Raw genomic sequence first — 14,269 nt, forward strand, 5'->3', positions numbered from 1 at the left:
AATGTTGAGCAGAATAAAATTCCCCTTTTTATAAAGGCCCGATTGCCACGCTATTTATCCGTTTAACCGGTACACTAAACGCACAATTCTTTTTTACTCTCAATAAAAGTGCTACAACCCTGTATAAGCTTCAAACTTTAAGAATACCCAACATGATCAAATTACCATCATTGGCGATCGTCAGCTTACTCCTGAGTAACGCCGCCTATAGCCAGCAATCACTTGAGTTCAAGGATGTATTTGACTTCAATTATGCGAAGAATACACAACTTTCAGAAAACGGATCTATCTTATCTTTTTCAGCTGCACCTTATAGAGGGGACCCCATAGGGCATATATATACCCTTACTGACAAAAAACTGCTCGCACAGGTCGAACGCGGCACAAAGCCCATGATAAATAAAAATGCTACTTGGGTTGCCTTTACGCAAACTCCCAGTTTACTTGAACAAGAAATGGCTACAAAAAAAGAAAAGAAACAGCTTACAAGTAATTTAGTACTGGTTAATACCAAGACAAAAAAACAACGAACGTTTGCTAACGTTAAAGACTATCAACTTTCCAATGATGGCATTTGGCTAACTTACAGGGAACAACTGGAGCCAGAAAAAAAGACCAAAGCCAATGGGTCAAAATTTCATATTGGCGCAGATAAGAAAGACAAGCATTATCCGCTCGTCATTGTTAATTTAGCGAACAACCAAACTCACCATATTAAACAAGTGGGTGAATATTCATTAAGCCCAAACAATCATGGGGTTATTTTTGCGCAAAGTAGCGACGATGGCAGCAAAAACCAAATAGGTTTTTTCGACCTCGATACACAGGTAAAAAGTAGCCTTTTTGAAGAACCTGGGGTTACTTTAAGCCAAGCAGTCTGGCACCCCACAAGCCCAATTGTCGCATTTAATATGGGTAACTATGTCAACGATGATACTAGACGCAGAAGTTATAAACTTACCCTATGGCATGCCAATGATAACCAATTAACTGATATCGAGAACACCAAAGGGTGGTTTAGCGCAAAAACCGCTAAACTCGTCTGGTCAGAACACGGTGAACGTTTATATTTTCAAAATCGCCCGTTGCTTGAAAATAAAGCCCCTGACCTAAAATACTCAGACAACAAATCCCTGTCCGACTTCGATACTATTCGCGCCCAAAAAGGCTTAAAAATATGGCACAACGCAGATCCAGAGATTAAGCCAAGAGAAATTAAAACATGGAAAGAGACTAACAAGCATCGTCATTATCACGCTGTTTACCATATGAGCAGTCAACATGTTGCACAGCTTTCTTCACCTCAAGTTAAAAATGTAACGTTACATACCGAAGCACAATACTTACTTGGCATTGATAATACAGCACATTTAAAAGAGGTAATGTATAACGGGTTTTTCCAAGATTATTATGCAATTAATGTACAAAATGGTCATAAGACAACCATTACCACACATACTCGTTTTAAACCGACCCTATCACCTACAGGTAACCATGCAGCCTATTTTGAAGATAAGCAGATCTGGTTAAAAGATTTAGCAACCCAACAGCAAATTTCACTCACTAACAAGATTGATACTGCAATTTTTGCTGATGATAAACATGACTACCCCAAGGAGCAAAGCAGCTACCATTTTGCTGGTTGGCAAGTCGATGGCAGTACTTTATATGCTTATAGCAAGCATGACATTTGGGCATTTGATGTAGCCACGGCACAGGCGACACGATTAACAAACGGAAGGGAAACCGCAACTCAATATCGAGTGCGCAAGCTAGACAAAACAGCGACGGGTTTTACACCAGAGCAAACTCTCGTACTTAGCGCTCATAATTTAAATAATAAACAAACCCATATTGCGACCTTATCCTTAAAAGACAACTCACTAAGCACCGTACTCAAAGGTGCAGCGCGATTTGATGTTGTAAAACGCGCAAAACACAGCGATAAACTGCTATTTACAAAACAAAGTTATCATCAATTCCCTGATTTTTGGCAGGTGAGCAGTGATTTTAAAAATCCACAGAAAATCACTGACCTTAACCCCCAAGTAAGCCAATTTGCATGGGGCCAAAAGCCTGAATTAGTAAAATATAAAGGTCATGATGGAGAAGACTTACAAGGCGTATTGATTAAGCCTGCTGGATACAAAAAAGGCGACAAGTTACCGGTGGTTATATACTTCTACCGTTATATGAGCCAGCGTATGTATGACTTTCCTAAAATGGAATTAAATCATCGCCCTAACTTCCCGATGTTTACGTCAAATGGCTACGCGCTATTTTTACCTGACATTCGATTTGAAATCGGTAAACCAGGACCATCTTCAACACAAACAATGATTAATGCGGCACAAAAACTCATCGATATTGGCGTTGCACATCCAGATAAAATTGGCTTACAGGGCCATTCATGGGCTGGCTACCAAAGTGCCTACATGATCACACAAACTGATATGTTCAAAGCCATTGTTTCTGGCGCGCCAGTAACTAATATGACGTCAGCTTACAGTGGAATTCGTTTGAAATCGGGCCTCGCACGGCAGTTTCAGTATGAAACCGGACAAAGTCGAATCGGTAAGCCTTTGCATAAAGCACTCGACCTTTATATTGAAAACTCTCCGGTATTTTTTGCCGATAAAGTAAATACGCCTATTTTAATGATGTTTGGTGATAAAGACGGTGCTGTACCTTGGCAAGAAGGCATTCAATATTACTTGGCATTAAGACGATTAGATAAGGATGCGATCTTATTACAATACGAAGGTGAGCCTCATCATCTTAAAAAATTCCCTAACCAACTCGATTTTTCAATTCGCATGATGGAATATTTTGATTTTCATTTAAAAGGCGAAAAACCAAAAGAGTGGATCACCAAAGGGCAAGCTTACACAAAAGAATAAACACTGAGGGCTTAGCTCGGCCAAAGTCGAGAAAAGCAAATAGTTTAAGCTTATGTAATCGGAAAAGTACTTTAGCTAACGCTAAGGTACTTTTTTATTTCCTGCATCTGTAATTCTGGCTTCTATGACCCTGAAGGTTTAAAATACGCGCTTACATTCATTTTCATCAGTAGGTAGCACGCCTACTCTTTCATTTGGCGGTTTAGTATGACTGAAACAGCACGCGGTAATTTATTTATATTATCAGCACCTTCAGGTGCGGGTAAGTCAAGTCTCATCAATGCATTACTCAATATTCATGATGATATAAAAGTCTCCGTTTCTCATACCACCAGAAATCCTCGACCAGGCGAGCAAAATGCTGAGCATTATCACTTTGTCGATGTTGAGCAATTTAAAAGCCTGATTGAAAAAAATGACTTTTTCGAGTGGGCACAAGTTTTTGATAACTATTACGGTACATCGAAAGCGGCTATTGAGAACCAACTAGCTCAAGGTATTGATGTATTTTTAGATATCGATTGGCAAGGTGCGCAGCAAGTCCGTGAACTTGTACCTGACGTTAAAACCATCTTTATTTTACCGCCATCTCGCGCTGAATTAGAGCAGCGTTTAAATAACCGCGGCCAAGACTCGCAAGAAGTAATTGCAGATAGAATGGCACAAGCCAAATCTGAAAGCTCACACTATGCTGAGTTTGACTATGTACTAGTCAATGACGACTTTGATGCCACGTTAAAACAACTTGAAAGTATTGTATTAGCAGCTCGGTTAGAACTTAGCGCACAGAAAATACGTCATCATCCCCTGATTTGCGATCTTTTGAAGTAAAATAGAGATAAATTTTAACCACCCACTTGGCGAAATGGCTTGTGTGCAGTAAACTAGCCTTTTGGAAATGAATAACTTTGGAGTGCTTCGATGGCTCGCGTAACTGTAGAAGATGCAGTAGATGCAATTGGTAACCGTTTTGATTTAATCTTGGTAGCGGCGCGTCGCGCTCGTCAAATCGCTGTAGGTGGTAAAGACCCTATGGTTGATCCTGAAAACGACAAACCAACGGTTATCGCTTTGCGTGAAATTGAAAAAGGCTTGGTAGACAGCTCATCTCTTGATCTAATTGATCGTGAAGAGCAACAAAACCAAGAAGCAGCTGAACTTGCAGCTGTAGCAGCAATTGTTGGCGGAAACAGCTAATAATCTGCAAATAGAATACGACAATGCCAGCACTTATTGCTGGCATTGCTGTTTTTAATATCGAGAAATTACCCATATTACCTTGGATCCCTCGTACTTTTATTTATGTAATCATCATAAAGTCCCAACTAGCCGTTGGTTTATCTTGAAATTCATCGTATATTCGTAACATATCTATTACTTCACTGGAACATCGGAGTGTGAATGTACCTTTTTGAAGGCCTAAAAAAGAAAATCTCTGAGTACTTACCACCAGCCGACGTTGAGCTTGTACAAAAAGCATATGTCGTTGCACGTGAAGCTCATGAAGGACAGACCCGCTCAAGTGGCGAACCTTACATCACTCATCCTGTTGAAGTGACTCAGATCCTTGCAGGTATGAAGCTTGACCATGAAACTCTCATGGCAGCACTGATGCACGATGTCATTGAAGACACCGATTTTAGCCAACAAGATTTGGCAGAGATATTTGGCAGTACCGTTGCTGAATTAGTTGAAGGCGTCAGTAAACTAGATAAATTAAGCTTTAAAGATAAAAAAGAGTTTCAAGCTGAAAATTATCGCAAAATGATCATGGCGATGACACAAGATATTCGCGTCATCTTAATCAAGCTGGCCGATAGAACGCATAATATGCGCACGCTTGGTGCACTGCGTCCTGACAAGCGCAGACGTATTGCGCGTGAAACATTAGAAATATTCGCACCGATAGCCAATCGTTTAGGTATCCACGATATAAAAAACGAATTAGAAGATTTAGGTTTTCAAGCACTCTACCCAATGCGACACCGTGCGCTAAAGTCTGAAGTAGCCAAAGCCCGCGGCAACCGAAAAGAAGTGATCAGCAATATACAAACAGAAATTGAATCACGTCTAAGAGAGTCTGGCATAGAAGCCTCTGTCAGCGGGCGCGAGAAGCACCTCTATAGCATCTATCGAAAAATGCTCAATAAAGAACTTTTATTCACAGAAGTAATGGATATTTATGCATTTCGGATCAATGTAAATAGCATGGATACCTGCTATCGCGTACTGGGGGTCGCTCATAACCTTTATAAACCCATTGAAACACGCTTCAAAGACTATATTGCTGTGCCTAAGACGAATGGCTATCAATCGCTGCATACCTCATTAGTCGGACCACATGGGATCCCCGTAGAGATCCAAATTCGTACTCTCGATATGGATCAAATGGCTGATATGGGTGTTGCTGCGCATTGGATGTATAAAAAATCAGGTGACAGTGCAGGCAACACAGCACAACAACGAGCTCGTCAATGGATGCAAAGCTTGCTTGAGCTTCAACAAAGCGCTGGGTCTTCGTTTGAATTTGTAGAAAACGTTAAAACAGAGCTGTTTCCTGAAGAGATTTATGTCTTCACGCCTGACGGCCGTATTGTTGAACTCCCAATGGGTGCAACCGCCGTCGACTTTGCCTATGCTGTTCATACCGATGTGGGTGATACCTGTGTCGGTGCCCGCGTTAACCGCAAGCCATATCCATTGAGCAAAGCACTCGATACCGGCCAAACAGTAGAAGTTATTACCAGCTCTGGCGCACATCCTAACGCAACATGGTTAAACTTCATCGTGACCGGCAAAGCGCGTTTAGGCGTGCGAAATTACCTCAAGAGCCAACATCAAGAAGAAGCCATATTACTTGGTCGTCGACTTCTAGATTCCGCTCTCGGCGAACAAAAGCTCGATGATATAGCCACTGAACAAGTCGATTTAGTACTCGAAGAACAGAACTTATCGACATTACTTGAATTACTTGTCGAGATCGGCAGCGGTAATATCATGAGCGTACTCGTTGCTAAACGACTATTACAAGCGGATGAAGGGTTAGAAAACATAGCACAACAAGCCAAAGCTGCCATAATTGGTACAGAAGGCATGTTGGTTAATTACTCAAAATGTTGCCGACCTGTGCCAGGCGATGCAATTACAGCTTATGTGAGCCAAGGTAAAGGCCTAACTGTTCATCGTCAAGAGTGCAAAAACATTAAAGGTTGGCAGAATGAACGTTCAAAATATGTCATTGTAAAATGGGAAGATAACCCAGAAAAAGAATATATAGCCGCCTTACGGGTCGAAATTATTAATCACCAAGGGGCGCTCGCGAAACTCACCAACGTAGTTGCAACCACCAACGCGAATATTGTTGAAATTGCGACTGATGAAAAAGAAAGTAATTTATACATAATAGATTTAGGCGTTACGGTAAAAGATAGGGTGCATGTTGCCAACATCATGCGCCGGATCCGAGTCATGCCTGATGTACAACGTGTATACCGAAAAAAGTAGGACACTAATAAAATGAATAAAGTTATTATCTCAACCGATCAAGCCCCCGCGGCAATTGGTACATATAACCAAGCAGTTAAAATAGGCACAGCGGTGTATTTATCAGGCCAAATACCACTTGTACCTGAAACGATGGAAGTCATTTCAGAAGACTTTGCAGCACAAGCACAGCAAGTATTTAAAAACCTCACAGCTGTGTGTGAAGCTGCAGGTGGACAATTGCAAGATATGGTCAAAGTAAATATTTTCCTCACCGATTTAAGTAATTTTGCAACGGTAAACGACATTATGAGTCAACATTTTGCAACCCCTTACCCTGCGAGAGCCGCAATTGGTGTCCGTGAGTTGCCAAAAGGCGTACAAATTGAAATTGATGGGATCATGGAATTACCCTCAACCAATTAATCGTTAGATTACCGAAAACCCACCTTTTGGTGGGATTTTTATTGTTGGAACTTTGACCTTAAGCACTTGACTACATACTATTAATTAAGCACTCTGTAAATACCATGTGATTTGTTCAAAGTTTAAAAGTATTATCACAAAAATAATAGTAAAGGAAGATACTCGTGTTTAAATTGGCACATAATGGCAATATCCTTCTTAATGTTGCGGAGCTTAATCCGCCAAGCGCTGCTTTTATTGTGGAAGCACTAGAGCGCTCGCCTTATGCCGACTGTGAAATAAACCATGAATCAATTCAAGCACATTTTACCAATGACTTTCCCGAGTCAGAGCTTGTAGTAGCAAAGCAACATGATGCGACATTTACTGTTGAAGTATCAGAGGATCAAATGCAAGCCATCGGCAAACTCACGTGTGCAAGAGGTGGTAAGGCAATCAGTATTGAAGATGCGAAAAAAGAAATTGTAAAAGCAGGTGTCAGCCGTGGCTACAAGCAGGTATACCTTGAGCAAGTCTTAAAAAAGCAGCTTGAGCTTGAAGCTGGAACGGAAACCTCCGGCGTCGTTGCTCAGGGCCGCCCGCCAGTAGATGGGCAACCCGCTAAACTATTACAGCATGTGCAAACAGTGAAAGAGCGCCTGAAACAACCCAAACTACGAGAAGATGGCACTGTGGATATGCGTGACTTTGGCGCTTTATCCAGTGTCTCACCAGGTACAGTGCTTATCACGCAGCGCCCCGCGACCCCCGGAAAAGAAGGCTTTACTGTAGTAGGTGATTCGCTTGTTCCTATTCCCGGAGAATCATTCCAGCTCGTTGCTGGAGAAGGTACACAAATATCTCCTGCTAATCCGTTAGAATTAGTAGCAACCATCGCAGGATGCCCATCGACTATTCAAAATGGCATGCGAGTAGATGATGTCTTTACCATAGGTGAAGTTAATGTACGCAGTGGCCATGTAGACTTTAACGGCAGTGTTATTGTAACGCACAATGTGGCACCCGGCATGAAAGTAAAAGCCAAAGGCGATATAACCGTCATGGGCTCTGTCGAATCAGGAGAGTTAATTAGCGGGGGAAATATTGAAGTCAAGCAAGCCGTTATTGGGCACTTAGACCATAAAAATAATGATGAAGGTCTCACTTGTCGTTTAGTTGCCGCGGGTGATATTCACCTTGCTCATGGCCAGTACACTTACCTTGAAGCAAACAACGTCTTTATTGACCGACAGAGTAACCATTGTAATATAAAAGCAAATCAACTGATTCAAGTGGGCATTGATGAGCAACCCCAAGGCAAGCTTATTGGTGGAGAAATACTTGACGCACAAATGGTCATTGCAGGGGTAATCGGCAGTGATTCTGGCGCAAAAATGTGTATTTACCTTGCGCGTAGCGGCATGAAAATCACGCAAGAATCAGATAACTGTTTAAAAGCGTTAAGCCAGGCTGACGACCAACTAGGGGCATTACAACAAGCGATTGAAAAAGCAGATATGCTTAAAGACTTAGACAAAAAAAAACAATTGATGGCAAAAATAGGCGCAACGCAGCAATATTACTGTCAACAAGCCAAAGAATTAGGGGAACAACTCTCTCAGCTAGAATTAGACTTACATGACTTATTAGACAGCACTAAGCTCACCGCTAACCAAACATTAAATTCTGGAGTCGAAATTCATATTTTCGATTGTGTTTATAAAACTCAACGCAGTTACCCTCCCTGCCATGCAAGCTTACAAGATGGAAAAATAGAAATCGACTTCAAAACAAGTTAAATGCGCTATTAACTCATACCCATAGCGCATTTATGATTCATTATCTCAGCAACCTATCAACATGACGTGTAATCTCTGCAGTCCATACACCCACTTGCACTTGAGCAATGTGTTGCTTTTGTAATAACAGCATTACTAAGCGAGACTGACCAATACCGCCACCTATTGTTTGCGGCATGTCACCTACAAGTAATTGCTGATGCCAATCATGCTCTAAACGTGCGCTATCATCGGTTATTTTTAATTGCCGCTGCAATGCCTCAGGGCATACTCGAATACCCATCGATGAAATCTCGAAAGCATCTTCCAGAACAGGGTTCCATACCAAAATATCTCCATTTAAGCCCTTATATTGATCACAGGTTGGGGTCGACCAATCATCGTAATCTGGCGCACGAACATCATGAATCTTTCCATCACCTAACTTACCACCAATGCCAATTAAAAATACCGCGCCATACTCCTGCGCTATGGCTTTTTCTCGCTGTTTGGCAGTAAAGTCGGGGTACATCTGACGTAATTCTTCACTGTGAATAAACGTAATCGATTCAGGTAAAAATGGCGTCAATCCAAACTCACTCGCAACGCCTTGCTCTGTATGTTTTATAGCTTGATATACCTGTCTCACAGTTTGCTTTAAACCCGCTAGTGAGCGCTCAGCTTGAGTACAAATTACTTTTTCCCAATCCCATTGGTCAACATAAATAGAGTGGATCGGTGACAGACTATCTTCATCTGGACGTAATGCCTTCATATGCGTGTATAAACCTTCACCAACAGCAAAGTCATAATCAGCCAGTGTTTTACGCTTCCACTTAGCCAATGAATGAACCACTTCAAACTCAGCGCCTGCAATCGCTTTGACTTTTACTGACACCGCTTTTTCAGTGCCACTTAGATTGTCTTGGATACCATCGCCCACTTTTGCCAAAATCGGCGCTTGTACTTCCATAAGTCCCAAGCGCTGCTCTAGTTGTTCTGAAAATAGGCGTTTAACGCTGCTAATTTGTTGCTGTGTCTGTTGATAAGTTGCTTTCATAATCGGACCTCGTTCCCAATGTAAACCTGTTGAATTTTATTGCCTTGCGCTTCAAGGCTTAATCTCATCGTCAACAAAAACAAACAATAAATCAATATAACCCAACAAAAATAACTAAAAAATATATTTTTATCTAAAAAAGACCGGTATATTTTATAGAATCAATAAAAACACTGTGAGAAACACATTGAATAATTATCAGATCGATAATCTCGATAAATCCATTTTGAATGCTTTAATGGAAAATGCCAGAGCCCCCTATGCAGAATTGGCCAAACGCTTCAATGTCAGTGCAGGAACTATCCATGTACGTGTCGAAAAAATGAAACAAGCTGGGATCATGCAAGGCACTCGTGTCACCATTGATGCGAAAAAATTAGGCTATGATGTATGCTGCTTTATTGGGGTTAACTTAAAACACGCCCGAGATTACCCCGACACCATTGAACAGCTAGAAAAATTTGAAGAAGTAGTTGAAGCCTACTACACCACGGGGAACTACAGTATTTTTATCAAAGTAATGACCCGCTCAATCGAGCACTTACAAGATGTATTGATCAATAAAATTCAAACAATTGAGGCTATTCAATCAACCGAAACATTGATCTCATTGCAAAATCCTATCGCCCGTGAAGTTACCCCATAATTTCGGTATAATCGGCAAAATTTTGATTCTGTGAGCAGTATAACGATGGACAATAAACGCTACCATCGCGTGAAGCGCGTCTTAGATAGGCGACAAACTGATTTAACCGTCTGTTTAGATGAGGTACATAAACATCATAACCTATCAGCAATCGTGCGTACTGCTGATGCAGTCGGGTGTCACCATGTCCATGCTGTTTGGCCACAAGAGCAACGTCGCTTAACAAACAATACCTCTGGTGGCAGTAAAAACTGGGTAGAAACCCATATGCACGATGACATTCATAATGCAGTCGGCGCTATTAAAGCACACAACCCAGACATTCAAATACTGGCTACTAACCTCAGCGACAGTGCGGTCGATTTCAGAGAAATTGATTACACCAAGCCTACCGCAATTATCGTCGGTCAAGAGCGTACGGGTATATCAGATGATGCTTTGGCACATGCCGATCAACATATCGTGATCCCGATGGAAGGCATGGTGCAATCGTTAAATGTATCGGTGGCTGCTGCACTCATTTTATATGAAGCACAAAGACAACGAGAAGCCGCAGGCTGTTATCAACGTAATGATATGCTTGATGAAAGCATTAAACATCGCTTATTGTTTGAAGGCTGTCACCCAATTATCGCAGAGCGCTGTGTGGAAAAAGGTTTACCTTACCCTGAGCTAGATGACGATGGCGAAATTGTGGCAGATGAGATCTTTTGGAATTCGCTTAAGTTTAGCACCCCTAAGTAAATAGCAAGGAAAAGTATGTCGAACCCTACTCTATCAAGTTACCCAATCACTGAGTTAAAAGGTGTCGGCCCTAAAGTGGCTGAAAAACTGGCTAAATTAGGTATTCGTAGTGTCCAAGACATGCTTTTTCATTTGCCGCTACGCTACGAAGACCGCGCCAGAACATACTCAATCGCACAATTGAGTGCTCATAGCCATGTAAGCATCGAAGCGGAAATAGAACATGCACAAATTACCATTGGCAAACGTCGCATGTTGGTTTGCCAAGTCAATGATGGTACTGGCCGTTTAACGCTGCGGTTTTTTAACTTTAATGCCGCACAAAAAAATGCTATGGCGACGGGAAAGATCATTCGGTGTTTTGGTGAAGTGCGCAGGGGCCGCACAGGTTTTGAAATGGCACACCCTGAATACAGTATTAGAGAGTGTCAAAGTGAACCATTAGACCCAGAACTAAGCACCTTAACAGCGGTTTACCCGACCACTGAAGGGTTGAAACAACTCAGTATTCGCTCTATCGCTAACAAAGCTCTGGCCCTATTAGAAAAGTATCAAATAGAAGAGTACTTACCCAGTCAATATCGCCCCTCACAGCTGAGTGTCACTGAGGCGGTACTTCTGCTACATAGGCCACCGCAAGACATTAACCTCACCGAACTTGAACTAGGTCAACATCCTGCCCAACAGCGTCTAGCATTTGAAGAGTTGCTGGCACAAAACCTCAGTTTGTTACAGTTAAGGCAAAAAGGTCAAGCCGTTAAAGCAGTGCCTTTACCACCAACGAATACATTCGAACCCCTATTTTTAGCTGAGTTGCCTTTTTCACCTACCAATGCACAAAGCCGTGTTGTGGCAGAAATTAAACAAGATTTACAACAGCCATTTCCGATGATGCGACTCGTGCAAGGCGATGTTGGTTCTGGTAAAACCTTGGTTGCAGCACTCGCAGCACTCTCCGCGATTGCCAAAGGGTATCAAGTGGCCTTAATGGCCCCCACCGAAATACTGTCAGAGCAACATGGTATTAACTTTACCGCCTGGTTTACTCAACTTGGTATTGAAGTGGTTTGGCTCGGCGGTAAAACCAAGGGTAAAGAGCGTGAAAGAGTACTTGAGCAAATTAGTTCTGGCAAAGCGCAAATGGTCATTGGTACCCATGCATTATTTCAAGAACAAGTGCAATTTTATAACCTTGCATTGATCATCATTGATGAACAACATCGTTTTGGTGTTCATCAACGACTCTCATTACGAGAGAAAGGGAAATTTAATGACTGTTACCCCCACCAGCTAGTCATGACTGCGACGCCGATTCCTCGTACCTTGGCCATGACCGCGTATGCCGACTTAGAAACCTCAGTCATTGATGAACTGCCCCCAGGGCGAACCCCGATCATGACGGTCGCAGTGCCTGATACACGCCGAGAGCAAGTCATCGAGCGTGTAAAGAAAGCCTGTGTAGACGATAAGCGTCAAGTCTATTGGGTCTGCACACTCATTGATGAATCAGAAGCATTGCAATGCCAAGCTGCTGAAGATGCCGCACAACAGCTCACTGAGTTATTGCCAGAACTCAAAATTGCCTTAGTGCACGGCAGAATGAAAGCCAAAGAGAAACAAGAGATCATGGCAGCCTTTAAACGCGGTGACACACACGTTTTAGTGGCGACCACGGTTATAGAGGTCGGTGTAGATGTGCCAAACGCCAGCCTGATTATAATCGAAAACCCAGAAAGGCTAGGGTTAGCACAGTTGCACCAATTACGTGGTCGAGTTGGCCGAGGGGCCATCGCATCCCACTGCCTACTTTTGTATCATGCTCCTTTGTCTGTCACGGCACAAAAGCGCTTAGGGGTGTTACGTGATAGTAATGACGGGTTTGTTATTGCTGAGCGTGATTTAGAAATTCGCGGCCCAGGAGAAGTACTTGGTACTAAACAAACTGGCCTTGCAGAATTTAAAATTGCCGATTTAAACCGCGACAAAGCCTTGTTGAATCAGGTGCGCCCGCTGGCATTTGCGCTGATAAAAAGCCACCCTGATATGATTGAGCCCTTAGTCAGGCGCTGGCTTGGTGCCAAGTCTGAACTGGCCATGGCATAACCACGTTAAATTGAAAAGCCCCAACATGGGGCTTTGTTTGAACTGTCTACCTGAAAAAATGCGCTTATGCATTATAGCCTTGTGGATTACCACTTTGCCAACGCCATGTATCTTGCATCATCACATCAATACCACGCTCAGCTTGCCAGTTAAGTTCTTTACGCGCTTTTTCAGGTGCTGCATAACAGGCCGCGATATCACCTGCTCTACGCGGTGAAATCGTATAAGGCACAGCTTTATCAGACGCGGTTTCAAACGCCAGCACCATTTGTAACACGGAATAGCCATTGCCTGTGCCTAAATTATAAATATGCACGCCACTATGACGGCTTATGTGTGTCAGCGCTTTTAAATGCCCCAAAGCCAAATCAACTACGTGAATGTAATCGCGAACGCCCGTGCCATCCACCGTGTCATAGTCGTTGCCAAACACCCCTAAGCTTTCTAGCTTACCTACCGCAACTTGCGCAATATACGGCAGCAAATTATTCGGGATCCCGTTAGGGTCTTCACCAATGCGGCCAGACTCATGTGCCCCAACAGGGTTAAAATAACGCAATATAGCAAAGGCCCAGCGCGAGTCTGACTTCGCCACATCTTGTAAAACCATTTCAACCATTAATTTAGACGTACCATAGGGGTTAGTCGTGCCCCCCACGGGGAAATCTTCACGAATTGGTAAACTCGCAGGATCGCCATATACCGTCGCCGACGAACTAAACACCAACTTAAATACGCCAGCATCACGCATCGCATCCAGTAACGTTAATGTGCCCTGTACGTTGGTTTGATAATACTCAACTGGCTTACGAACAGACTCACCTACCGCCTTTAAACCTGCAAAATGAATAACCTGATCAATCGTATGTTGTTGAAAAACGTTATCTAGAAAGGCTTTATCTAAAATATCACCTTGATGAAATACCACGTCTTTACCCGTAATATCTTTAACGCGGGTGAGCGACTCTGAAGATGAATTACACAAGTTATCTACCACAACAACCTGCTCACCTTCATTCAAAAGTTCTAAAACAGTATGTGATCCAATATATCCTGCACCACCTGTCACTAAAATAGCCATACCTTGCCTTATCTTTATCATTCATGATACTTGCTGCATATTTTAGCCAACAAGCCTGCTTTTTTCAGC

11 protein-coding genes are annotated in these 14,269 nt (G+C 42.5%); 9 read left to right on the forward strand and 2 right to left on the reverse strand.

Going from position 1 to position 14,269, the window contains the following annotated elements; translation table 11 throughout:
• Window positions 1–152 precede the first annotated feature (152 nt).
• The 6 genes from CWC18_RS11225 (at window position 153) to CWC18_RS11250 (ending at window position 8,587) form a co-directional block, all read left to right on the forward strand.
• Window positions 153–2,900: a S9 family peptidase gene (locus CWC18_RS11225; protein ID WP_138675279.1), complete on the forward strand. Its 2,748-nt coding sequence runs from the start codon at window positions 153–155 to the stop codon at window positions 2,898–2,900.
• Window positions 2,901–3,107: 207 nt separating this feature from the next.
• A complete protein-coding gene (gmk, locus tag CWC18_RS11230; RefSeq protein ID WP_138590997.1) occupies window positions 3,108–3,731 on the forward strand; it encodes a guanylate kinase in 624 nt (207 codons plus the stop codon).
• A 90-nt stretch (window positions 3,732–3,821) separates the two neighbouring features.
• Entirely contained in the window at window positions 3,822–4,097 is a 276-nt protein-coding gene (gene rpoZ / locus CWC18_RS11235) for a DNA-directed RNA polymerase subunit omega (protein ID WP_010364220.1), read from the forward strand.
• A 204-nt stretch (window positions 4,098–4,301) separates the two neighbouring features.
• On the forward strand, window positions 4,302–6,404 hold the full coding sequence (gene spoT / locus CWC18_RS11240; protein ID WP_119859976.1) for a bifunctional GTP diphosphokinase/guanosine-3',5'-bis pyrophosphate 3'-pyrophosphohydrolase: 2,103 nt from the start codon (window positions 4,302–4,304) through the stop codon (window positions 6,402–6,404).
• A gap of 12 nt (window positions 6,405–6,416) precedes the next feature.
• Window positions 6,417–6,809 (forward strand): RidA family protein, encoded by a 393-nt coding sequence (locus tag CWC18_RS11245; RefSeq protein WP_138590999.1) that lies wholly within the window; start codon window positions 6,417–6,419, stop codon window positions 6,807–6,809.
• 164 nt (window positions 6,810–6,973) lie between these two features.
• Window positions 6,974–8,587: a DUF342 domain-containing protein gene (locus CWC18_RS11250; RefSeq protein ID WP_138591001.1), complete on the forward strand. Its 1,614-nt coding sequence runs from the start codon at window positions 6,974–6,976 to the stop codon at window positions 8,585–8,587.
• A gap of 40 nt (window positions 8,588–8,627) precedes the next feature.
• Here the strand turns inward: CWC18_RS11250 and asnA are convergent, their stop codons facing one another.
• Window positions 8,628–9,626: an aspartate--ammonia ligase gene (asnA, locus tag CWC18_RS11255; RefSeq protein ID WP_138675280.1), complete on the reverse strand. Its 999-nt coding sequence runs from the start codon at window positions 9,624–9,626 to the stop codon at window positions 8,628–8,630.
• 187 nt (window positions 9,627–9,813) lie between these two features.
• Here asnA and asnC point away from each other — a divergent pair, with 187 nt between their 5' ends.
• Genes asnC through recG form a run of 3 tightly spaced genes read left to right on the forward strand, consistent with a single transcriptional unit; the run spans window position 9,814 to window position 13,119 of the window.
• Complete coding sequence (gene asnC, locus CWC18_RS11260) at window positions 9,814–10,272, forward strand: transcriptional regulator AsnC (protein WP_138675281.1); 459 nt, start codon at window positions 9,814–9,816, stop codon at window positions 10,270–10,272.
• 45 nt (window positions 10,273–10,317) lie between these two features.
• On the forward strand, window positions 10,318–11,016 hold the full coding sequence (gene trmH, locus CWC18_RS11265) for a tRNA (guanosine(18)-2'-O)-methyltransferase TrmH (RefSeq protein WP_138591007.1): 699 nt from the start codon (window positions 10,318–10,320) through the stop codon (window positions 11,014–11,016).
• A 15-nt stretch (window positions 11,017–11,031) separates the two neighbouring features.
• A complete protein-coding gene (recG, locus tag CWC18_RS11270; protein WP_138675282.1) occupies window positions 11,032–13,119 on the forward strand; it encodes an ATP-dependent DNA helicase RecG in 2,088 nt (695 codons plus the stop codon).
• Between the two features lie 64 nt (window positions 13,120–13,183).
• On the opposite strand, the gene galE is transcribed toward recG, so the two are convergent.
• Window positions 13,184–14,200 (reverse strand): UDP-glucose 4-epimerase GalE, encoded by a 1,017-nt coding sequence (galE, locus tag CWC18_RS11275; protein ID WP_138591029.1) that lies wholly within the window; start codon window positions 14,198–14,200, stop codon window positions 13,184–13,186.
• Between the last annotated feature and the right edge of the window lie 69 nt (window positions 14,201–14,269).

The sequence above is a fragment of the Pseudoalteromonas aurantia genome (genome assembly GCF_005886875.1).
Lineage (GTDB): Bacteria > Pseudomonadota > Gammaproteobacteria > Enterobacterales > Alteromonadaceae > Pseudoalteromonas > Pseudoalteromonas aurantia_A.